The sequence below is a fragment of the Paraburkholderia sp. EG286A genome (assembly GCF_040965375.1).
Classification (GTDB): domain Bacteria; phylum Pseudomonadota; class Gammaproteobacteria; order Burkholderiales; family Burkholderiaceae; genus Paraburkholderia.
In genome coordinates, this window is the sequence record NZ_JBFRCB010000002.1 from 75336 (window position 1) to 95730 (window position 20395).

The window sequence follows — 20395 nt, forward strand, 5'->3', positions numbered from 1 at the left end:
TTTTCGAGGCCGCCAGTATGTCGCTCCTCTCTTCTCTTTCTTCGCTGTTCGGCGCCGCCACGGACGCGGTGTCGGGCAATTCCGCATCGAACGCCGTGTCGAACACGGCATCGAACTCCATCAGCCAGGCCGATGCCGCCAGCCAGGATTTCGCGCAGACGCTGCAACAGCAGATGAACGCGCAAAGCGCGCAGGCGAACCAGAACGCCCAGGCGGCGCAAAGCGCGCAGTCGAATGCGTCTGCGCAGTCGAACTCGAACACGTCGAGCAGCAGCGCCTCGCAAAGCAGCAGCAGCACCTCGCAGACCTCGAGCTCGAGCTCGAACTCGAACCAGGCCACGCAGGGCACGTCGAGCGCCGATCGCCGCGCCGCCGCCGCGCGCACCCAGCAAAAGCAGGCCGCCGACGCAGGCGCGCAAGCCGCCGCGGCTCAAGCCCAGCAGGCGCAGCAAACGCAGCAGGGCCAGCAGACCCAGGACGACACGAGCACCGACGCGAACGCCGACGGCAGCCAGACGAGCAGCGACAGCACGCTCGCGGGCGTCGCCTCCGCCGCGGCGGCAGCGGCCGCCACGGCAGCCGCCGGTGCAACAGGCGCGGCAGGCGACGGCACGGCCACGGGCAGCGCCGCGAGCAGCACCTCGAAGTCGGTGCACGACGCCCTGCAAGCGGCGCTCGCGCAACTGCGCGGCGGCGCGGGTACGCTCGCCACGCATGCGGTGAGCACGGCCGGGTCGGCGGCGAATGGCGCAAGCACGTCCAGCACGGGCTCGGGTTCGAACATCGTCAGCAGCTTCGCCTCGCATTTGAGCGCGACCGCCCAAAGCAAGGCGTTCAGCACGGCCGCGAGCAGCGGCGCGAGCGGCGACGCGGCCAAGGGCGCCACGACGGCTGTCACCGACACCGCGAAGGCCGCCACCGACGCGCTCACGGCAGCGGCGCAGCAGCAGGCCGGCGCCGCCACGCAGACCGACGCCACGGCGAGCACCGCCACGACCGACGCGCTCGCCGCGACCCAGGCCGCAGCGGTCGCCGCCGCGACGGCCGCGCAGGCCCAGGCCGCCCAGGCGGCCAGCGCAAGCACGAATCCGGCGGCGGCAGCCGCCTCCACGTCGATCGCGCCGCAGGTCGGCACGAACGACTGGGAAGACGCGCTCAGCCAGAAGGTCGTGTTCCTCTCGAACGCGCATCAGCAGTCGGCGGAACTCACGCTCAATCCGAAGGATCTCGGACCGCTCCAGGTCGTACTGCAGGTCTCGGACACCCACGCGCACGCCCTCTTCGTCTCGCAGCACCAGCAGGTGCGCGAGGCCGTCGAGGCGGCCTTGCCGAAGCTGCGCGAGGCGATGGAGCAAAACGGCATCGGCCTCGGCAGCGCGAGCGTGAGCGACGGTTTCTCGCGCCAGATGAACCAGCAGGCGCAGCAGGACGGCAGCGGTTCGGGCCGCTCGGGCCGTTCCGGTTCGGGCTCGGGCAGCACGCTCGCCGCAACGGACGCCGTGGACGACACGAGCAGCGTCGCGAGCGTCACGACGCGCTCCGTCGGCCTGATCGACACGTTCGCCTGACCCTTTCTCCCTACCCTGCCTGAACCGCCCGGCGCGTTCGACACGTCATGGGCCACGCAGCCGCACCCAGCGGCTGCGTGCGCTGACATCTCGTCCCCGCGCGCCCGGCTTGCCGCGGCGCGCAACAAAACCACGAGATAGCCGGAATTCCCCCGTCTATTCCTCCCATCGCTGAAAGGCAAAAGCCGGAACAATGCAGCATGCCCGGACTGACCACCAGGTCGGTGCCCCGGACCCTTGCAAGCATCCAGGCTGACTTTTCGACATGGCGACCACCACCGCATCCCAGCAAGCCGCGCCCCAGGGCGCGAAACCCGGACCGATGAAGCGCATTATCGTCATCGCGCTCATTGCGATCCTCGCCGCCGCCGCGGCGGGCGGCGCGACGTGGTTCTTCATGTCGCGCCACGCCCCGAGCGCGCCGGCCGCGCCGGCCGCCGCGCCCCCGGCCGTGTCCGTGTACTACGCGCTCGAACCGATGACCGTCAATCTGCAATCCGACGACGGCGAGTCGCACTACCTGCGCATCGGCCTCACGCTCAAGCTCGACAGCCAGGCCACCCAGGACGCGCTCGTTGCGCGCATGCCCGAGATCCGCAGCCGCCTGCTGCTCGCGCTCTCGAACAAGCATCCGTCCGACCTCGCGCCGCTCGACGGCAAGCGTGCGCTCGCCACGGAACTCGCCGTGCTGATCTCGCAGCCTGCCGGCGCGAACGAGAAGCCGATGCACGTCGACGACGTGCTGTTCACCGAATTCGTCGTCCAGTGAGCGTGACTGACATGATTCCCGCGATGGAGGGCCAGTCATCATGACGATGGGTCACGACGAGTTCATGTCCCAGGAGGAGGTCGATGCCCTCCTCAAAGGCGTCACCGGCGAAGTCGATTCCGACTCGGGCGGCTCCGACAACAAGGGCGTTCGGCCCTACAACATCGCGACGCAGGAACGGATCGTTCGCGGCCGGATGCCCGGCCTCGAAATCATCAACGAGCGCTTTGCGCGCCTGTTGCGCGTCGGCATCTTCAATTTCATGCGCCGCACCGCCGAAATCTCGGTCGGTCCGGTGCGCGTGCAGAAGTACAGCGAGTTCACCCGCAACCTGCCGATCCCGACGAACCTGAACCTCGTGCACGTGAAGCCGCTGCGCGGCACGTCGCTGTTCGTGTTCGACCCGAACCTCGTGTTCTTCGTCGTGGACAACCTGTTCGGCGGCGACGGGCGCTTTCACACGCGAGTGGAAGGCCGCGACTTCACGCAGACCGAGCAGCGCATCATCGGCAAGCTGCTCAATCTCGTGTTCGAGCACTACACGAACGCGTGGAAGAGCGTGCGGCCGCTGCAGTTCGAATACGTGCGTTCTGAAATGCATACGCAGTTCGCAAACGTTGCCACGCCGAACGAGATCGTGATCGTCACGCAGTTCTCGATCGAATTCGGGCCGACGGGCGGCACGCTGCACATCTGCATGCCCTACTCGATGATCGAGCCGATCCGCGACGTGCTCGCCTCGCCGCTGCAAGGCGAAGTGCTCGACGTGGACCGCCGCTGGGTGCGCGTACTCTCGCAGCAGGTGCAGGCCGCCGAAGTCGAGCTGACGGCCGACCTCGCGCAGGTGCCCGTCACGTTCGAGCAGATCCTGAACATGAAGAAGGGCGACGTGCTGCCCATGAACATCGCGGAGCACATCACCGCCAAGGTGGACGGCGTGCCCGTGATGGAGTGCGGCTACGGAATTTTCAATGGTCAATACGCGTTGCGGGTCCAGAAGATGATCAGCGCAGCCGACACGATGAAGGAAGGTGGATATGAGTGACATCAACGGCACGAGCGCAGACGAGCCGGTGCTCGACCCGGGTTTCGAGGCCGCGGCGCAGGAAGCGGGCAGCGACTCGATGGACGACTGGGCGAGCGCGCTCGCCGAGCAGAACAGCAACGACGTGCCGGCCGCGCAACCGACGGCCGTGTTCCAGCCGCTCTCGAAGGTCGATTCGACCAAGACGGCCAACGACATCGACATGATTCTGGACATTCCCGTCCAGATGACCGTCGAGCTGGGCCGCACCAAGATCGCCATCCGCAACCTGCTGCAACTGGCGCAGGGCTCGGTCGTGGAGCTCGACGGCATGGCCGGCGAGCCGATGGACGTGCTCGTGAACGGCTGCCTCATCGCCCAGGGCGAAGTGGTGGTCGTGAACGACAAGTTCGGCATTCGTCTCACCGACATCATCACGCCGTCCGAGCGGATCCGGAAGCTGAACCGATGAAACCCCAGGCTGTTCCCGGCGCTGCTTCTGGCAACCCGGCTGGCAACCCTGCTGGCGCCGCTTCTGGCACCGGCATGCAGCGCACGCGGAAGTCCCGCGGCGCACGCATGCTGCGATTCTCGTGGCGCCTCGCCGTCCACCTCTCGCTCGCCGGCGCCGCCGTTTTCGCGGTCATGAGCGCGCGGGCCGCCGACCTTCAGGCAGTCAACGAAGCGACGCGCGCGGCATCGGGGGCTTCGGCCGCCTCCGCCGTGATCGCCGGCAGCGCGGTCCCCGCGCTCGGCTTCGGCGCGGTCGTGCAGACGGTGCTGGGTCTCGCGCTCGTGATCGCCGTGGTGTTCGGCTGCGCCTGGCTCGCGCGGCGTCTCGGCCTGCAAGGCGGGCCGAAGAACGCGCTCGTGAAGACCGTGGGCGGCGCATCGCTCGGCGGCAAGGAGCGCGTGGCCGTGGTCGAGATCGGCGACACCTGGCTCGTGCTGGGCGCCGCGCCCGGCAACGTGCGCCTGCTCCACACGCTGCCCGCGGGTGAACTGCCCGCAGGCGTCGCGGCAGCCGCTCCCAACGCCCCCGCCCTCTCGGGCACCTTCGCACAGCGCTTTCGTGACGCGCTGAAAAGCGAGGCGAACAAACGCATCAACGCGCGTTTCATGCGTCACGACGGCGGAGCGCAGTAAATGCACGGCAGTTCCCTTCATGCGCCGGGCGCAGGCGGCGATGTCCGCGCGCGCGCGGCTACCCTCGCGAAGATCGCCAGAACGGCGCTCCCGTTCGCGCTGATGCTCGGCGCGGGCGCCTTCGCCCTCGCGCTGCCGCACCTCGCGCACGCGCAGAGCGCGGGCGGCCCGCAAGGCCTCCCCGCCTTCAACACGAGCCCGGGCCCGAACGGCGGCACGACCTACTCGCTGAGCGTGCAGACGATGCTGCTGCTCACGATGCTGTCGTTCCTGCCGGCGATGGTGCTGATGATGACGAGCTTCACGCGCATCATCATCGTGCTCTCGCTGTTGCGCCAGGCGCTCGGCACGACGACCACGCCGCCCAACCAGGTGCTCGTGGGCCTCGCGCTCTTTCTCACGCTGTTCGTGATGTCGCCGGTGCTCGACAAGGCCTACAACGACGGCTACAAGCCGTTCGCGGCCGGCACGATTTCGATGGACGACGCCGTGGCGCGCGGCGTCGCGCCGTTCAAGACCTTCATGCTGCGCCAGACCCGCGAGTCCGACCTCGCCCTCTTCGCGCGCATCTCGCACGCGGCGCCCATGCAGGGACCCGAGGACGTGCCGCTCACGCTGCTCGTGCCCTCGTTCGTCACGAGCGAGTTGAAGACGGGCTTCCAGATCGGCTTCACGATCTTCATCCCATTTCTCATCATCGACCTGGTGGTTGCCAGCGTGCTGATGTCGATGGGTATGATGATGGTCTCGCCCGCGACCATTTCGCTGCCGTTCAAACTCATGCTGTTCGTGCTGGTGGACGGCTGGCAACTGCTGATCGGCTCGCTCGCGCAGAGCTTTACCTGAGGACATAGACATGACGCCCGAAATGGTCATGACGCTCTCCCACGAGGCGATGTACGTGGCGCTCCTGCTTGCCGCGCCGCTGCTGCTCGTCGCGCTCGTGGTGGGCCTGGTGGTGAGCCTGTTCCAGGCGGCCACGCAGATCAACGAATCCACGCTCGCGTTCATCCCCAAGCTGGCCGCCATCGCGGTCACGCTCGTGATCGCCGGCCCGTGGATGCTCACGACGATGCTCGACTACATGCACCGCATCTTCACGAGCATTCCGCAGCTCGCGGGCTAGACGCAGCTCCGGCCGCCCCTCTGCGCTTTCGGCGCACGTCTTTCGGCACACGATGTTTACGGTCACCTACGCGCAGCTCAACGCCTGGCTCACGGCCTTTCTCTGGCCGTTCACGCGCATTCTGGCGCTCGTGGCGGTCGCGCCCGTGGTGGGCAACCGCTCCGTGCCGACGCGCGTGAAGATCGGCCTCGCGGGCTTCATCACGCTGATCGTCGCGCCCACGCTCGGCGCCATGCCGCAGGTCACGGTGTTTTCCGCCGAGGGCGTGTGGATTCTCGTCAACCAGTTCCTGATCGGCGTGGCGCTCGGCTTCACGATGCAGCTCGTGTTCGCGGTCGTGACCGCGGCCGGCGACATGATGAGTCTCGGCATGGGCCTGGGCTTCGCGAGCTTCTTCGACCCGCAGGCCAACACCAGCTCGCCCGCGCTCTCCTCGTGGCTGAACATGATGGCGATGCTCGCCTTCCTCGTGTTCGACGGCCATCTGCAGATGCTCGCGGCGCTCGTCGCCACGTTCCAGACGCTGCCGGTTACGGCGAGCGTGCTCGGCGCCTCGGGCTGGCAGCTGATCGCCAACTATGGCACGACGATCCTCACTTCGGGCCTGCTGCTCTCGCTGCCGGTGGTGGTCGCGCTGCTCATCACCAATCTGTCGCTCGGCATTCTGAACCGTGCGGCCCCGCAAATCGGTATCTTCCAGATCGGCTTCGCGCTCACGATGCTCGTGGGCCTGCTGCTCATCCAGCTGATGATGCCGAACCTGATTCCCTACTTCGCGCGCCTGTTCGACAGCGGTCTCGACCAGATGGGCCGCGTGGCCGGCGCGCTGCGGCCGCACGGTTAAAACGCGCTTCGCACGATGTGCGCGCAGCGCAATAAAAAAGCGGACCGGAGTCCGCTTTTTTTTCGACCGCTCAACGCCTCGCGATCAAGGATTGATGTACTGGAACAGCGAGAGATTTTGCGTTGCCGCGAAGCTCTTTTGCGAAGCCGTGAGCGCGTTCGACAGCTGCTCGAACTGGCTGATCGCGGCCACCGTGTTGGTGCTCATGAGGTCGGTGAGGTTCGACGTGACCTGCAGCGAGTTGGTCGACGTGACCGTTTGCAGCGCCTTCACTTCCTGCTCGCGGCCGCCCACGGAAGCCTGCACCGTGATCACGTTCGAGAGCGAGTTGCCGATCTGCGTAAGGCCCGTGTTCAGCGCGTTGTTGAGGTTCGCGACCGCGGCGGTGGAGCCGCTCGCGGGCGTGTTCAGCGCGGCGATGATGCTGTCGATGCTCGCGAACACGTCCGTGTTCTGCGACGCCGTGGCGGGCGTGACCGAGAACGAGTCGCCCGCGCTGGGCGTACCCGACATCGTCACGCTCATGCCCGAGCCGAGCGAGATTGGATTGCCTTCGGTGTAATTGGCCGGCGTCGTCGTCGTCGCCGGGCTGACGCTGTTGTCGGTCACCGTGTAGGTGAGCGCGCCCGTGGTCGCGTCGGTGGCGAACGCGATCGAGTAGTTGTCGTTGTTGGTCGCCTGGGTCGGGTCCGTCACCGTCACGCCGCTGATCACCCCCGTGCCCTTGTTCGAAGAACTGCCCGAGGCCACGTTGGCCGAACCCACGGCCTGCACGCTCTGGAACACCGTCGTGCCCGTGTCGCCGACCGCGATGTTGCGCGTGCCGGCCACCTGCATCACGCGCTGGCCCGCGTCGCCGTTGTAGGTCACGCCGCCGCCCGACTTGTTCGAGAACACCTGCGAGGTGCTCTGGAAGCCCGAGAAGATGTAGTTGCCCGCGCCGTCCGTGGTATTGGCGAGCGTGAGCAGCTGGTCGCGGTCGCCTTGCATCTGCTGGGCGATCGCCTGGCGCGCCTGGTCCGTGAGCGAGCCGTTCTGCGCTTCGATGATGAGCGAGTGGATGCTCTGCATCGTGCTCGTCACGCTCGAGAGCGTCGTGTCCTCGAGCTGCAGCGCAGTGAGCGCCGTCGTCTGGTTCGACGTGTACTGCGTGAGCGTCGCGCTCGTGGCGGAAAGCGTCACGGCCTGCGCGGCGCCGAGCGGATTGTCGCCCGGGTTCGAAATCGCCACGCCGGTCGAGATCTGCTGCTGGACCTGAAGGAGCTGGGACTGCTGGTTCTCCATCGTCGACAGACTGGAGGAAAAAATCTGGGAAGTCGCGATACGCATGGGTCAGCGCCTCACTGGAAAATGCCGATCAGGGTCTGGAACAGCGATGCCGCCGTCTGGATCACCTTGCTGTTGGCCTGATAGAGCTGTTGGTACTGCAGCAGGTTCGCCGCTTCCTCGTCGAGGTTCACGCCCTGCACCGACTGCTGCTGCGACGTCAGCTGCGTCACGAGTGACTGCTGCGACGTGTTCGACGCCTCCAGCTGGCTGGCGGTGTTGCCGATCGAGTTGACGTAGTTCGCATACGCCGTGGTCAGCGTGGTCGATCCCGTGTACGCCGTGCTCGACGTGAGGTTCGCGAGTGCGAGCGCGTTGCGGCCGTCCTGCGTGCCGCTCTTGTTGCCCGCCACCGTGAAGGTGTCGTTGTTCGAGGGCGTGCCCGTCATCGTGAAGCTCACGTTGGTCGCGGTGGCGTTCGCGCCGGCCGAATCCGTGAGGTTCGTGATGGTGAAAGTCGCACCCGTGGTCGGATCGTAGGGCACGCCGGTCACCGGCGGCGTCGCGGTGCTGCTGATCGTCACGGTGCTGGTGGTGGTCGACCCCGGCGTCGTGATCGTGACGGTCGTGCCGTTGGGCAGGCCGGTCAGCGTGCCGGACGTCGAGTTGTAGGTGAGCGTGACCGGCAGGTTCGTCGTCGAATAGCCCGTGCCCACCGCGCCTTGCGTCACGGTGGCCGTGCCTGCGTTGGTCGTGGACGCCGAAACGACGACCGGCGTGGCCGCCGCGATGGCCGCGGGGTCGCTGGTCGCGACCGAGAAGCTCGCGAGCGCGCCGGCCGTCGGCTGGATCATGAACGAGTCACCCGCGCTCACCGTGCCCGAAGGCGTAATCGAGAAGCCGCCGATCGTGATCGGCGCGGTGCCGTTCGGCTGGGTCGCGACCAGCGAGTTCGTGGTCGTGTCGGTGAGGTTCCAGTTCGTGCCGTCGTAGCTCAGCTTGTAGTTGTCGGTGAGCGGCTGCGTGCTGTTCGTGAGCGTCGCGCTGACCGAGGTCTGCGTGTCGGGGTTCGTCGAGCTGGCCGTGACGAGCGGGTTGCCCACCGTGAACAGATTGCCGCCCGCGCCGCCCGAGAGCGTGAGGCCGAGTGCGTTCTGCGAGTTCACCTGCGCGGCGAAGCTCGTCACGATCGCGCCCAGTTGCGACTCCGCCGGATCGAGCGTGGTCTGGACGAACGAGACCAGGCCGCCCACCGTGCCGCCTTGCAGCGCGGCCGACGACAGCACCTGCGGCGTGCCTTGCGCCGCGGCGCTCGCGCCGTTCAGGCCCTGCCACGTCACGTCCAGTTCCTGCGGGTTGGTGCTCGACGGCTGCGTGCCGAGGTTGTAGCTCTGGCTGCTCACCACGAGCGGCTGGCCGTTGCCGAGGAACACGCTGTAGCCGGTGCTGCCCTGCACGACCTGAACGCCGACCAGCTTCGAGAGGTTGGCCACGGCTTGATCGCGTTGATCGAGCAGCTGGTTCGGCTGCTGGCCGCCCGAGCTCGCGGACGTGATCTGCGCGTTGAGGCTCGCGATCTGCTGCGTGTAGGTATTGATCTGCGAGACCGCGCTCGTGAGCTGCGTGTTCACGCTCTGGCGCATCGCGTCGTACTGCTGGCTCGCGGCGTTGATCTGGGTGGCGAGCGTCTGCGCGTCGGAGAGCACGGTTTGCCGCGCTGCGGTATCCGAAGGCGAATTCGAGACGTTCTGCAGGCCCGTGAAGAAGTTCGTGATCGCGGTGGCGATGCCCGAGGTCGGGCTGCCCACGAGGTTCGAGAGCTGCGTGGCGAGGTTGTAAGAAGCCGTGTACGAGCTGCTGGCCGTCTGCGCATTGTTGACGGCCGTCGTGAGGTACTGGCTGTAGGCGCGCTGCACGGTGGCGGTGGTGACGCCGCTGCCGAGATAGCCGCTCGACGTGTACTGACCCGCCGATTCCTGGTACACCGGCGTCTCGACGGTGTAGCCCGCGGTCGTCGAGTTGCTGATGTTCTCGCCGGTGGTCGAGATACCAATCTGCGCCGCCTGCAGGCCGCTCAGACCGATCGAGAAAATGTTGGACATGCGTGATCCTCGAAAGCGGCCTGCCCCCCTGGCAAACCGCGTGGTGTACTCACGGTATAACGGCAACGGACTGCAAAAATTGAGCGCCCGATGGGGACGAAAACGTTAGCGAGTGGGCGCGTGCGCGGCTGCCGCGCGGCGGGCGAACCGGCGCAGCATGCGCTGCGCCGGCCAGGGTGTGGCGGATCGTGCGGGTGAGGCGGTGCCGCTCAGGCACGCGCGAGCGCGCGGCGCTTCATCTCGAGCTGCGTGATATAGCGCTGCAGCGTGTTTTCGGACGAGCCGGGCAGCGCGTCGAAGCGAAAGCCCATGTGATAGCGGCGGTCGCCGTTGGGCAGATCGATGAAGCGCAGCACGACGAGCGCGAGATCCACGCGCAGCTTGCCGTGCGCGCGCAGGTCGAGCTCGATGTCGGGCAGCACGAGCCCCATGGCGAGGTCCGCGACGCGCTCGTCGGTCGTGCGCAGCCCGAGGCCGCCGAGCGAGAGGTCATGCACCTCGTACGCGAAGCGCGGGCCGCCGCTCGGCAGTTCGCCGCGGCAGATGCACGGCTCGAGCACGGGCGTGTCGACGCGGAAGTACTCGCGCCGCTGAACGTAGAACAGCACTTCGGGGAAATCGGCTTCGAACGCGGGGTGCCCTTCGAACTCGGTGCGCCGCGGCGTAGCGGTCTTGAACTCCACGCGCACGCCGTCGGGCGAGGCGTGGAAGAGGCACTCGGGCGCGGCGAGCACGCCCGTGTTCTGCTCGGGCATCGCGCCCCAGTCGAACACGAAAGTGCGCTCGCGTCCGTTGACGGCCAGAATGCGCGTGACGAGCTGTCCGCCGCGATACTGGAGGGTCAGGAAGTCGCCCCGATTGACGAGATTGCGTAGCTGGACGCCGATCTCGAGCGGATTGCGGCGCCCAAAATCGTGGGAGCCTTCCGCGCCCTCGCCTGCTTCCTGTGGATTCGACTGAACGGTATTCATCGGCCTGCCGGAAATTCGTGAACGTGCCGGCGCGAGAGCGGACCCTTTCCGCACGCGCCGTTCGGGCGGTCTCAGCGCCCGGATTGCTTTTCCATCTCGCCTGCATTAGCGGCAGACATTACGAAAAATTTAGGGATTGGGCGTAAAAAAAATGTGCCTTTTCCCTGCATGAAACACGCGTGTGCAGCTTCTTCCGGCAACGGCGCCGAGGCAACGTTTGCGGCTGCCTAATTGACGTCAACCGCGGCGCCGGCCGTCGAATCGATCGTCAGGCCATCCGCTGCATGATGGTCAGCAGCTTTTTCGCATAGTGCGGGTCGGTGGCGTAGCCCGCGCGCTGCATGCCGTGCGCGAAGCCTTCGGCGCTCTTCGAGCCGTTGATGACCGACGCGTAGCGCGGGTTGTTCTTGAGCAGCGTGGCATAGTCGGTCATCGCGTCTTCGTACGAGTCGTAGGCGCGGAACTTCTCCACCACGCGATGCGGCTGGCCGTTCACGTACTCGGTCGTGACCGTCGAGACGGTCTTGCCGGTCCAGTCCTTGCTGGCCTTGATGCCGAACACGTTGTGGCTCGACGAGCCGTCGGCGTTCTTGATCTCGCGCTTGCCCCAGCCCGATTCGAGCGCGGCCTGGCCGAGAATGAAGCGCGCCGGAATGCCCGTGGTCGAGCTGGCCTGCTGCGCGGCATTCGCGAGCTTGTCGACGAAGGCGTCCACCGAGGCGTCGCCGTTGCCCTTGATCGGCGGCGTGAGCGCGCTGTTGCCGCTGTAGCCCGAGCCGTTGGCGAGTGCGCCGTTGGCGGCCGCGTTGCCGTAGGCGCGGCCGAGCGCGTTGAGCATGGCGAGGTTGCCTTCGCTCGCGTCCTTGCCAGATAGCCCCGAGATCGCGCCCGCCACGCCGCCGCCCGCACCGCCGGCGCCATCGGCACCGGCTGCGCCGCCCATGCTGCGCATGAGCTGCTTGAGCATCGCGTTCGCCACGCCGATGCCCTTGTTCGACATCTGCTGGGCGAGCTGCTGGTCCATCATCGAGGTGAACTGGGCGCCGTCGTGCGAGTCGAGCGGGCCGTCGTCGGGCGTCGCGTCGCGCATGCTCTTGAGCATCATCTGCGTGAAGACCGCGTCGAACTGCTTCGCGGCCATCTTCACGCCCTGCTGGGGCGAGGCGTTCGCCGCGGCGCGCATCGAGTCGAAGCCCTGCACGTCGAGCGCGAAGCGGTTGGTGAGGTCGAGGCTGCCGCCGCCGATGTTCTTCGTATTATCCAAGTTACACCCCTTAGATGATCTCGAGGTCGGCGCGCAGTGCACCCGCCGCCTTCATCGCCTGCAGGATCGACATCAGATCCGCCGGCGTGGCGCCCAGCGCGTTGAGCGCTTTCACGACTTCGGCGAGATTGGCGCCCGCCGTGACGAGCTTGAGCGATCCGTTGTCCTGCTTCAGCTGGATCTGCGACTGCCGCGTCGCCACCGTCTGGCCATTGGAGAACGCGCCGGGCTGGCTCACCGCCGTCTGCGTGTTCACGACGACCGAGAGATTGCCGTGCGCGACCGCGCAGCTCTCCAGCGTCACCATCTGGTTCATGACGATCGAGCCGGTGCGCGCGTTCAGGATCACCTTCGCGGCCGGCGTGGCCGGATTCACGTTGAGGTCCTGGATCTGCGCGATGAAGCCCACCTGCGACGCCGGATCCGCCGGCCCGTGCACCTGGATCGTGCGGCCGTCGAGCGGCGAGGCCGTGCCCGGGCCGAACATGTTGTTGACGGCCGAGACGATGCGCTGCGTCGTGTCGTAGTCCATGTCGTTGACGGTCAGCGTGAGCAGGCCGCCTTGCTGCGAAACCGGCGAGATCACCGCGCGCTCGACGATCGCACCGCCCGCGATGCGGCCCGCGGCGAGCTGGTTCACCTGCACCTTGCTGCCGTTGGCCGAGGCGCCCGCGCCGCCCACCGCCACGTTGCCCTGGGCGAGCGCATAGACCTGGCCGTCGGCGCCCTTGAGCGGCGTGAGCAGCAGCGTGCCGCCGCGAATGCTCTTGGCATTGGCGAGCGACGACACCGTGATGTCGATCTGCTCGCCCGGCCGCGCGAACGGCGGCAGCACCGCCGTCACCATCACCGCGGCGACGTTCTTCAACTGCATGTTGTTGAGCGTCGACGAGGAACCCGACGAGCTCGACGTGTTGTTGATCGAGATGCCGAGGTTCGCGAGCATGTTCGCGAGCGTCTGCGTGGTGAACGGCGCCTGGGTCGTCTGGTCGCCGGTGCCGTCGAGACCCACCACGAGGCCGTAGCCGATCAGCGGGTTGTCGCGCACGCCCTGGAAGGTCGCGAGGTCTTTCACGCGCTCGGCGCGCGCCGGCGTCGCGTAGGCGACGAGCGCACCGCAGGCCAGCACGAAGCCGAACGCCACGCCCAGGGCGGCGAGCACGTCCTTCACGCGCGAGCGGCGCGAATGATGGAAGCGGATCTTTACCATGGCGCGATGTTCAGGAAGAAGCGTTGCAGCCAGCCCATCGTCTCGGCTTCGTCGATCACGCCTTTCGCGGAGTATTCGATCTTCGCGTCGGCGACGTCGGTCGAGAGCACGGAGTTGTCTCCGGCAACAGTGTTCGGATTGACGACGCCGGAGAAGCGCACGTATTCATTGCCCTGGTTGATGAGCATCTGCTTCTCGCCGGACACGACGAGATTGCCGTTGGGCAGCACGTTCGTCACGGTCACGGTGATGACGCCCGTGAACGTGTTCGAGGCGTTCGCGCCGCCCGTGGCGTCGAACTGGTTCGCGCCCGTCGTATTCAGGTTGGCGCGGTTGAAGAAGCCCGGCAGGAAGTTCGCCGTGCCCGAGAAGCTCGCGCTGGTGCCGCGCTTGGTGGCCGCGCCCGACGACTTGGTCGCGTTGATGTTTTCGGAGATGACGATCGTGAGGATGTCGCCGGTATTGCGCGGACGCTGGTCCTCGAAGAGCGGCCGTCCCGCGTAGCCGGGGTTGTAGATCGCGCCCGGCGAGGTGTTCGCGGGCGGCGGGGGCGGCACGGCCGTCATGGGCTGCTGCGTGATCGGCTGCCGGTTGGGTAGGTAGGCGCAGCCCGCCAGCATCGCGAGCGCCACAGCCGCCACGAGCGCCCGGGGATTGCCCGGATGCCGCGCGCGGATGCGAGGATGGTTTCGAACGGACTGCGACATATTCTTCACCGACTTGATTAACCAGGGAGACCTCAGACCTGCATCTGGCTGAGGGTTTGCAGCATCTGGTCAGAAGTGGTGACCGCCTTGCTGTTGATTTCGTAGGCGCGTTGCGTCTCGATCATGTTCACGAGTTCCTGCACGACGTTCACGTTCGACGATTCCACGTAGCCCTGGTTGAGCGTGCCCGAACCGTTCTGGCCCGGCGTGGAAACCGTGGGCGCGCCCGACGATGCCGTTTCCGACAACAGGTTCTGCCCGTTCGACTGCAGGCCGGCCGGGTTGATGAACATGGCGAGCTGCAGCGTGCCGATGGTCGTGTTGTTGGCCGAACCCGGCGTCGTGACCGTCACCACGCCGTCGCTGCCGATGGTGAGCGAGGTCGCGTTGGCGGGCACCGTGATCGCCGGCATCACCTGGTAGCCGCTCGCCGTCACGAGCTGGCCCTGCGCGTTGGTCTGGAACGAGCCGTCGCGCGTGTAGGCCGTGGTGCCGTCGGGCATCTGCACCTGGAGGAAGCCGGCGCCGTTGATCGCCACGTCCTTCGAGTTGCCGGTCTGCTGCAGGTTGCCCTGCGTGTAGAGACGCTCGGTCGCCACCTGCTGCACGCCCGTGCCCACCTGGCTGCCCGAGGGCAGTTCGGTTTGCTGGGTCGAGTTCGCACCCGGCTGGCGCAGCGTCTGGTACATGAGGTCCTCGAACACGGCGCGCGAGCCCTTGAAGCCATTGGTGCTCACGTTCGCGAGGTTGTTCGAGATCACGTCCATCTGCGCCTGCTGGGCGTTCATGCCGGTGGCGGCGATGTAGAGCGATCGGTTCACGGTGTCTTTCTCCCGGTCCGGCCTCGCGCGCGTCGTGCGGCGCGAAGCGGCCTTCATTAACTTGAAATGGCTTAGCTGAAGTTGAGCAGCTGGTTCGCGCTCTGCTCGTTCTGGTCGGCGTTCTGGAGCAGCTTGGTCTGCATCTGGAACTGGCGCGCGTTGGTGATCATCGAGACCATCGCCGCCACCGGGTTCACGTTGCTGCCCTCGAGCGACTCGGTCGCGACCTGCACGGTCTGGTCCGCGTCGGCGGGGTTGCCGTCCGACGTGTGGAACAGGCCGTCGTCACCGCGCGTGAGCGCACCGGCCGGCGGGTTGACGAACTTGATCTGGTCGATCATGGCGATCGCGTTGGCGGGGCTCCCCGGCGCGATGGCCGAAACCGTGCCGTCCTTGCCGATCGTGACCGCCGAACCGGGCGGCACCGCGATCGGGCCGCCGCCGCCGATCACCTGCAGGTTGTTGGCCGTGACGAGCTGGCCGTTTTCATCGACGTGCAGGTTGCCGGCACGCGTATAGGCCTCGTTGCCGTCGGCCGTCTGCACGGCCATGAAACCCTGGCCCTGGACCGCGATATCGAGCGGGTTGCCGGTATGCGAGATCGCACCGGGCGTCATGTCCGAGCCAGGCGTCGCCGAGAGCACGTAGGTGCGCGTGGTCTGGTCGTTCACCGTCGAGCCGTCGCCGAACGACATCGGCACGGCGCGAAAGTTGGCGAGCTGCGCGCGAAAGCCCGTGGTCGAGACGTTCGCGAGGTTGTTCGCGACGACGGCCTGCTGCTCGAGCGCCTGGCTCGCGCCCGTCATCGCGGTATAGATCAGTCGGTCCATGATGTGCCCGGTACGTGGTTAGACGCGTTACATCTGCAGCAGCGTCTGGTCGACGGTCTGCTGCGTCTTGATGGTCTGCGCGTTCGCCTGGTAGTTGCGCTGGGCCGTGATCAGGTCGACGAGCTGGTTCGTCAGATCGACGTTCGACGCTTCGAGCGCGCCGCCCGTGAGCGTGCCGTGGTTCGTGCTGCCCGGCGTGGAGACCTGCGCGACGCCCGATGCCGCCGTTTGCTGGAACTGGTTGCCGCCCAGGTTCAGGAGACCGTTCGGGTTGTTGAAGTTGGCGAGCACGATCTGACCGAGCGCCATGGTCTGGCCGTTCGAGTAGTTGCCGGTGATGGTGCCGTCCGCGCCGATCGAGAAGTTCGACAGCGTGCCGCTCGCGTAGCCGTCCTGGGCGAGGTTGTTCACGCCGTTGGCCGAGCCGTACTGGGTCGTGCCCGCGAGGTCGAGCGTCAGCGACTGGGGCGCCGTGGAGCCGTCCGTCGGGTTAATGCTGAAGGTGAGCGACGTGGTCCCGTTGGTCGATGCCGTGCCCGAGGCCGTGATGCTCTGGAGCGCGCCGGACGAGCTGAACTGTGCCGTGCCGATCTTCGCCACCGAGCCGGCCTGACCTGCATAAACGTCCCACTGGCCGCTCGTCGCGTCTTTCGCGAAATACATGTTGACCGTCTGGGTGCCGCCGAGCGTGTCGTAGGCCGTGACCGACGTCGAATACGTGTAGCTCGACGAGTCCGTTTCGCTGAAGGGCGTCGTGGTCGGCGTCGTGGCCTGCGCGTTCAGGTTCAGCTGCGCCGTGATGTTCTTGGTCGCAACCGGCGCGATGTTGGTGGTCGGCACCTGCAGCGGCACGGTCTGCGCCGTATTGACCACGCCGGTCGAACTGGCGGCATAGCCCATCAGGTCATTGCCCGACGCGTCGGTGATAAAGCCGTTCTTGTCGAGCTGGAACACGCCGTTACGCGAATACGTGATCGTGCCGTTGTTCGACATCTGGTAGAAGCCGTTGCCGTTGATGGCGACGTTCAGCGCCTGGCCCGTCGTGCTGATCGTGCCTTGCGCGAAGTCCTGCTGCACGGTCTGCAGCGAGGCGCCGAGGCCGATCTGGTTGCCCACCGACGTCGCGATGGTGTTCGCGTAGACGTCGGCGAACTGCGCCGTGCTCTGCTTGAAGCCAACGGTGTTCGCGTTGGCGATGTTGTTGCCGATCACGTCGAGGTCGTTCGACGACGCGGCGAGGCCGCTCAATCCTTGCTGGTAGCCCATGGTTGTCTACTCCGCGTTTATCGTGTTCAGAGAATGGCGCCGACGCTCGTAAGCGCGACGGTCTTGCCGTTGGCGAGCGAGAGGCTCGGGGTGCCGTCCGACTTCTGGACCACGCCCTGCACCTGGCTCGCGACGAGCGCGGTTGCCGTGGCGGACTGGCCGTTGGTCGTCGCGCTCGCGGTGATCGTGTAGGTGCCGTCGGCGACCGTGTTGCCCGCGCTGTCCTTGCCGTTCCAGGTGACCGGCACGGTGCCGGCCGACTGCGCGCCGAGGTCGAGCGTGTTGACGACCTGGCCCGACGAGTTGGTGATCGTGAGCTTCACGTCCGAGACCGCCGAAGGCAGCGTCACGCCGAGCTGCGGCGCGCTGCCGCTCGACACGGCGGCGCTGCTGCCCGGGGCGAGCACGGTCGAGCCGATCAGCAGCGCGGCCTGCGCGTTCTGGCCTGCCGAAAGCTGGGTGGAGAGCGACGACAGCGACGTGTTGAGCTGCTGGATGCCCGACACCGTGTTGATCTGGGCGAGCTGCGAGGTCATCTGCGAGCTGTCCATCGGATTGGTCGGGTCCTGGTTCTGCAACTGGGCGACGAGCATCTGCAGGAAGGTGGACTGCAGGTCGCTCGCGCTCGTGCCGCTCGACGACGCCGACGACGAACTCGAGCTCGTGCCGTTCATGGTGTCGAGCAGTTGCTGCGACACGGTGGCGGTGCTGCCGCCAATGGTTGTGTTGCTGGAACTCAACGCGTTCTCCCTCGATTGCGCTTCGTGCTTTGGCGTGTGGTGGTGGCAGGCGCGGTTTCGTTGCGCGCCCGCTGGTCTCTTGTGCTTACTGCCGTCTCTCTTCTTGCTGCGGCGTGCCGTGCTTCCAGGTTTCCCGCTTTACGTTCCGATCGTGAGCGTCTTGAGCATCAGCGTCTTGGCCGTGTTCAGCGTCTCGACGTTGGCCTGGTACGAGCGCGACGCCGAGATCATGTTCACCATCTCCTGCACCGGATCGACGTTCGGCATCGTCACGTAGCCGTCCGCGTTGGCGGAGGGATTGTCGGGGTCGTAGGTCTCTTTCATCGGCGTGGGGTCGTCCACCACGCCGGTCACCCTGACGCCGCCCACCTGCTGGCCCGAGGCCGTGCGCGCGCCGCCGAGCGGGTTCACCGCGAACACGACCTGCTTCGCCTTGTACGGCTGGCCGTCGGGGCCGGTCGTGCTGTCGGCGTTGGCGAGATTGGACGCCGTCACGTTCAGACGCTGCGATTCCGCCGTCATGGCGGAGCCCGCAACGCTGAAGATGTTCATCAGGGATGGCATGGTTTCGTTGACCTCACATCAGGTGCGCGTCACGCGCGCGTTGGTCGTTGATGGCTTCGTTACTGCGTTTTCCGGCTGCGCTGCGTGCGGCGATCAGCTCGAACCCGAGGTGATCGCGGAGAGCATCGTCTTGATCTGCTGCGAGACCACCGTCATGCCCGACTCGAAGTGCAGCGCGTTGTCGGCGAACTGCACGCGTTCGGTGTCGAGATCGACCGTGTTGCCGTCGAGCGCGGGCTGCACCGGCGTGCGGTACATGAGCTGGCTCTTGTATGTGTCGGCCGGGCCGCCCGTCGGGATCAGCTTTGCGTCGCCGGCCATGTGGCCCGACTCCGTGGATGCCATCTGCATGCCGCTCGTCACGCCCGCGGGCTGCGCCATGGCAAGCGGCTGGACGTTGCCGCCCGAGGTGGCCGTCATGCCCACCGTGCCGCCGGCGCCCTGCTGGCGCAGCGCGCCAGCCAGCGACGCCGCGAAGTCCACGTCGCGCGCCTGGTAGCCCGGCGTGTCGGCGTTCGCGATGTTCGAAGAGATCAATGCCTGCCGCGTGGCGCGCACATCGAGCGCTTCGCGCCCGAAGGCGAATTCGGCATCGAGTTTGTCCAGCATCGGGCGTTCTCCGTGAAACGAAAAAGGATTCGACTTGAGCGCGGCGGGCTCGCCATCGGCGAGAAAACCGGCGCAAACGTTAGGCGCGTGGTCCGAAGGCCTTTGCGCATGGAGTGGAATATTAGGCGGGGGTGGCAAGAACCAATCGGACGAATAGCCGGTAAAGCGCCCCTCTATTCGACGCTAGCGCGCGGGGGCCGCCGCCTAGAATGCGAGGCGTGTCAATGCATTCGATGGAGAACGACAATGCCGCAGACTGCCACCTTGCGTAGGCCGCACGCCGGCCTGGAGCGGCGTGTGCGCGCGCTGTCGTGGCGCGCGTCCTGGACGTGCGCGCTTGCCTGCGCCTTTGGCGGAGGGCTCTTTGGCGGCACGCTCGCGCATGCACAAACGCCGGCGCAACCGGAAGCCGCCGGCGGCCAGATCTTCATCGCGGGCCCGGGCGACCGCGCGGGCGCCGACGCCGCGCAGATGAACGCGCTGCTCGCCAGCAATGCGAAGAAGCCCGCCGCGGCTGCGGCCAGCAGTGCTCCCGCCACCGAGGCCGCGCCGCTGCGCGCGGCCAGCTACGCCGATCTGAATTCGCACGGCGTGCCCGAGGATGCGCGCGCGGGTGTCGAGTCGAACGGCATGATCACGATTCCGGGTCCCGGCGAGCGGGCGCCCCAGGGCGACGCGCCGCGCATCGTCACGGTTCCCGCGCCGGGCGCGAGCGCCCAGCCCATGCGCGTGCCGGCGGCCAATGCGAACAACGCGGGCGCGCTGCAGCGCGTGAACCTGTCTACCGCCGCGAACCGCGTCGCCCCGGTGGTCGTGGACGCGGGCGCAGCGGCGCTCGCGGGCGCGAAGCCGGTTGCCAGCGCAAGCACCAGCGCGCCGCCGAACCCCAATACCAGCGCCGTCGCCACGAACGTGCAGGCCACGCCGCCGGGCCAGCAGGACGGCGAATCGATCCGCGCCGTCGCGCTCGCCTTCCTGCAGCAGCAGTCGGCGGGCTTGCCGGGCCACGTGGGCATCACGGTCGCGCCGGTGTTTCCGCGCGGCCTCGCGGCCTGCACCTCGCTCGAGCCGTTCATGCCGCCGGGCGCGCGCACCTACGGACACACGACCGTGGGCGTGCGCTGCATCGGCGCGAAGCCGTGGACGCTCTATGTGAGCGCGCGCATTGCCGTGGACGTGACCTACTACGTGGCCTCGCGCCAGATCGGCGCGGGAGAAGCGCTTTCGGCCGCCGATTTCATGCCGCGCGCGGGCGACCTCGCGAACCTGCCGCAAACCATCATCACCGATCCCAACCAGGCGACCGGCGCCGTCGCGCTCGCGCGTATTTCCGCGGGACTGCCGCTGCGCACCGACATGCTGCGCAGCGCCGCCTCCGTGGTCATCGGACAGACGGTCAAGGTGATCGCCGTGGGCAGCAACTTCACGATCTCCGCCGAGGGCAGCGCGCTCAACAACGCCGAGCCCGGCCAGCAGGTGCGCGTACGCACGAGCGGCGGCCAGATCATCTCGGGCGTGGTCAAGGACGCAGGAACTGTACAGGTGCAGATCTAGGGCCGGTAAGCGCT

Annotated in this window: 21 protein-coding genes; 9 read left to right on the top strand and 12 right to left on the bottom strand. The window is 67.1% G+C overall.

From position 1 onward, the window contains the following. Window positions 1-17: 17 nt before the first annotated feature. From AB4Y35_RS07035 to fliR, 8 genes are all read left to right on the top strand, one after another. Entirely contained in the window at window positions 18-1568 is a 1551-nt protein-coding gene (locus AB4Y35_RS07035) for a flagellar hook-length control protein FliK (RefSeq protein ID WP_368703918.1), read from the top strand. Between the two features lie 265 nt (window positions 1569-1833). Further along, window positions 1834-2337 (top strand): flagellar basal body-associated protein FliL, encoded by a 504-nt coding sequence (gene fliL / locus AB4Y35_RS07040; RefSeq protein WP_368692325.1) that lies wholly within the window; start codon window positions 1834-1836, stop codon window positions 2335-2337. Window positions 2338-2383: 46 nt separating this feature from the next. Further along, the gene (gene fliM / locus AB4Y35_RS07045) at window positions 2384-3382 is read left to right on the top strand and encodes a flagellar motor switch protein FliM (protein WP_368692332.1); all 999 of its coding nucleotides are present in this window, start codon (window positions 2384-2386) and stop codon (window positions 3380-3382) included. Then, window positions 3375-3833 carry a flagellar motor switch protein FliN gene (gene fliN / locus AB4Y35_RS07050; protein WP_342920371.1) on the top strand — a complete coding sequence of 153 codons (459 nt, stop codon included), beginning with the start codon at window positions 3375-3377 and terminating at the stop codon, window positions 3831-3833. Before fliM ends, fliN begins: the two co-directional genes overlap by 8 nt. A 173-nt stretch (window positions 3834-4006) precedes the next feature. Beyond that, a complete protein-coding gene (gene fliO / locus AB4Y35_RS07055; RefSeq protein ID WP_368704623.1) occupies window positions 4007-4507 on the top strand; it encodes a flagellar biosynthetic protein FliO in 501 nt (166 codons plus the stop codon). A 102-nt stretch (window positions 4508-4609) separates the two neighbouring features. Further along, window positions 4610-5353, top strand: coding sequence for a flagellar type III secretion system pore protein FliP (gene fliP / locus AB4Y35_RS07060; protein ID WP_368692334.1), 744 nt, complete (start codon window positions 4610-4612; stop codon window positions 5351-5353). A 10-nt stretch (window positions 5354-5363) separates the two neighbouring features. Then, entirely contained in the window at window positions 5364-5633 is a 270-nt protein-coding gene (fliQ, locus tag AB4Y35_RS07065; RefSeq protein ID WP_028203375.1) for a flagellar biosynthesis protein FliQ, read from the top strand. A 52-nt stretch (window positions 5634-5685) separates the two neighbouring features. Further along, on the top strand, window positions 5686-6477 hold the full coding sequence (fliR, locus tag AB4Y35_RS07070) for a flagellar biosynthetic protein FliR (RefSeq protein ID WP_368703919.1): 792 nt from the start codon (window positions 5686-5688) through the stop codon (window positions 6475-6477). Between the two features lie 84 nt (window positions 6478-6561). Here fliR and flgL read toward each other — a convergent pair whose 3' ends face one another. From flgL to AB4Y35_RS07130, 12 genes are all read right to left on the bottom strand, one after another. Next, complete coding sequence (flgL, locus tag AB4Y35_RS07075; protein WP_368703920.1) at window positions 6562-7806, bottom strand: flagellar hook-associated protein FlgL; 1245 nt, start codon at window positions 7804-7806, stop codon at window positions 6562-6564. 11 nt (window positions 7807-7817) lie between these two features. Next, window positions 7818-9845, bottom strand: a complete 2028-nt coding sequence (gene flgK / locus AB4Y35_RS07080; protein WP_368703921.1) for a flagellar hook-associated protein FlgK — start codon at window positions 9843-9845, stop codon at window positions 7818-7820. A gap of 209 nt (window positions 9846-10054) precedes the next feature. Continuing rightward, complete coding sequence (locus AB4Y35_RS07085; protein WP_368703922.1) at window positions 10055-10816, bottom strand: flagellar brake protein; 762 nt, start codon at window positions 10814-10816, stop codon at window positions 10055-10057. Window positions 10817-11084: 268 nt separating this feature from the next. Next, entirely contained in the window at window positions 11085-12080 is a 996-nt protein-coding gene (gene flgJ / locus AB4Y35_RS07090; protein WP_368703923.1) for a flagellar assembly peptidoglycan hydrolase FlgJ, read from the bottom strand. Between the two features lie 10 nt (window positions 12081-12090). Then, window positions 12091-13290: a flagellar basal body P-ring protein FlgI gene (locus AB4Y35_RS07095; protein WP_368703924.1), complete on the bottom strand. Its 1200-nt coding sequence runs from the start codon at window positions 13288-13290 to the stop codon at window positions 12091-12093. Continuing rightward, the gene (locus AB4Y35_RS07100) at window positions 13284-13997 is read right to left on the bottom strand and encodes a flagellar basal body L-ring protein FlgH (protein ID WP_368703925.1); all 714 of its coding nucleotides are present in this window, start codon (window positions 13995-13997) and stop codon (window positions 13284-13286) included. Before AB4Y35_RS07100 ends, AB4Y35_RS07095 begins: the two co-directional genes overlap by 7 nt. 32 nt (window positions 13998-14029) lie before the next feature. Beyond that, a complete protein-coding gene (flgG, locus tag AB4Y35_RS07105; RefSeq protein WP_368703926.1) occupies window positions 14030-14818 on the bottom strand; it encodes a flagellar basal-body rod protein FlgG in 789 nt (262 codons plus the stop codon). Between the two features lie 71 nt (window positions 14819-14889). Further along, on the bottom strand, window positions 14890-15648 hold the full coding sequence (flgF, locus tag AB4Y35_RS07110) for a flagellar basal-body rod protein FlgF (RefSeq protein WP_324155033.1): 759 nt from the start codon (window positions 15646-15648) through the stop codon (window positions 14890-14892). 27 nt (window positions 15649-15675) lie between these two features. Beyond that, entirely contained in the window at window positions 15676-16914 is a 1239-nt protein-coding gene (flgE, locus tag AB4Y35_RS07115; protein WP_368703927.1) for a flagellar hook protein FlgE, read from the bottom strand. 26 nt (window positions 16915-16940) lie between these two features. Beyond that, window positions 16941-17588 carry a flagellar hook assembly protein FlgD gene (locus tag AB4Y35_RS07120; RefSeq protein WP_368704624.1) on the bottom strand — a complete coding sequence of 216 codons (648 nt, stop codon included), beginning with the start codon at window positions 17586-17588 and terminating at the stop codon, window positions 16941-16943. A gap of 204 nt (window positions 17589-17792) precedes the next feature. Next, the gene (gene flgC, locus AB4Y35_RS07125; RefSeq protein WP_028203363.1) at window positions 17793-18218 is read right to left on the bottom strand and encodes a flagellar basal body rod protein FlgC; all 426 of its coding nucleotides are present in this window, start codon (window positions 18216-18218) and stop codon (window positions 17793-17795) included. A gap of 93 nt (window positions 18219-18311) precedes the next feature. Further along, window positions 18312-18827 carry a flagellar basal body protein gene (locus tag AB4Y35_RS07130; RefSeq protein WP_368703928.1) on the bottom strand — a complete coding sequence of 172 codons (516 nt, stop codon included), beginning with the start codon at window positions 18825-18827 and terminating at the stop codon, window positions 18312-18314. A gap of 246 nt (window positions 18828-19073) precedes the next feature. On the opposite strand from AB4Y35_RS07130, the gene flgA reads away from it, so the two are divergent. Then, on the top strand, window positions 19074-20381 hold the full coding sequence (flgA, locus tag AB4Y35_RS07135) for a flagellar basal body P-ring formation chaperone FlgA (RefSeq protein WP_368703929.1): 1308 nt from the start codon (window positions 19074-19076) through the stop codon (window positions 20379-20381). The last annotated feature ends 14 nt before the right edge of the window (window positions 20382-20395 follow it).

What these genes read in the sequence shown, in the direction of transcription:
- fliM (WP_368692332.1), top strand. Translation starts at nt 2,384, where the DNA reads ATGGGTCACGACGAGTTCATGTCCCAGGAGGAGGTCGATGCCCTCCTC.
- flgE (WP_368703927.1), bottom strand. Translation starts at nt 16,914, where the DNA reads ATGGGCTACCAGCAAGGATTGAGCGGCCTCGCCGCGTCGTCGAACGAC.
- fliO (WP_368704623.1), top strand. Translation starts at nt 4,007, where the DNA reads ATGAGCGCGCGGGCCGCCGACCTTCAGGCAGTCAACGAAGCGACGCGC.
- AB4Y35_RS07085 (WP_368703922.1), bottom strand. Translation starts at nt 10,816, where the DNA reads ATGAATACCGTTCAGTCGAATCCACAGGAAGCAGGCGAGGGCGCGGAA.
- flgA (WP_368703929.1), top strand. Translation starts at nt 19,074, where the DNA reads ATGCCGCAGACTGCCACCTTGCGTAGGCCGCACGCCGGCCTGGAGCGG.
- AB4Y35_RS07120 (WP_368704624.1), bottom strand. Translation starts at nt 17,588, where the DNA reads ATGAACGGCACGAGCTCGAGTTCGTCGTCGGCGTCGTCGAGCGGCACG.
- AB4Y35_RS07100 (WP_368703925.1), bottom strand. Translation starts at nt 13,997, where the DNA reads ATGTCGCAGTCCGTTCGAAACCATCCTCGCATCCGCGCGCGGCATCCG.
- fliQ (WP_028203375.1), top strand. Translation starts at nt 5,364, where the DNA reads ATGACGCCCGAAATGGTCATGACGCTCTCCCACGAGGCGATGTACGTG.
- fliN (WP_342920371.1), top strand. Translation starts at nt 3,375, where the DNA reads ATGAGTGACATCAACGGCACGAGCGCAGACGAGCCGGTGCTCGACCCG.
- fliL (WP_368692325.1), top strand. Translation starts at nt 1,834, where the DNA reads ATGGCGACCACCACCGCATCCCAGCAAGCCGCGCCCCAGGGCGCGAAA.
- flgC (WP_028203363.1), bottom strand. Translation starts at nt 18,218, where the DNA reads ATGCCATCCCTGATGAACATCTTCAGCGTTGCGGGCTCCGCCATGACG.
- AB4Y35_RS07035 (WP_368703918.1), top strand. Translation starts at nt 18, where the DNA reads ATGTCGCTCCTCTCTTCTCTTTCTTCGCTGTTCGGCGCCGCCACGGAC.
- flgK (WP_368703921.1), bottom strand. Translation starts at nt 9,845, where the DNA reads ATGTCCAACATTTTCTCGATCGGTCTGAGCGGCCTGCAGGCGGCGCAG.
- AB4Y35_RS07095 (WP_368703924.1), bottom strand. Translation starts at nt 13,290, where the DNA reads ATGGTAAAGATCCGCTTCCATCATTCGCGCCGCTCGCGCGTGAAGGAC.
- fliR (WP_368703919.1), top strand. Translation starts at nt 5,686, where the DNA reads ATGTTTACGGTCACCTACGCGCAGCTCAACGCCTGGCTCACGGCCTTT.
- fliP (WP_368692334.1), top strand. Translation starts at nt 4,610, where the DNA reads ATGCTCGGCGCGGGCGCCTTCGCCCTCGCGCTGCCGCACCTCGCGCAC.
- AB4Y35_RS07130 (WP_368703928.1), bottom strand. Translation starts at nt 18,827, where the DNA reads ATGCTGGACAAACTCGATGCCGAATTCGCCTTCGGGCGCGAAGCGCTC.
- flgL (WP_368703920.1), bottom strand. Translation starts at nt 7,806, where the DNA reads ATGCGTATCGCGACTTCCCAGATTTTTTCCTCCAGTCTGTCGACGATG.
- flgF (WP_324155033.1), bottom strand. Translation starts at nt 15,648, where the DNA reads ATGGACCGACTGATCTATACCGCGATGACGGGCGCGAGCCAGGCGCTC.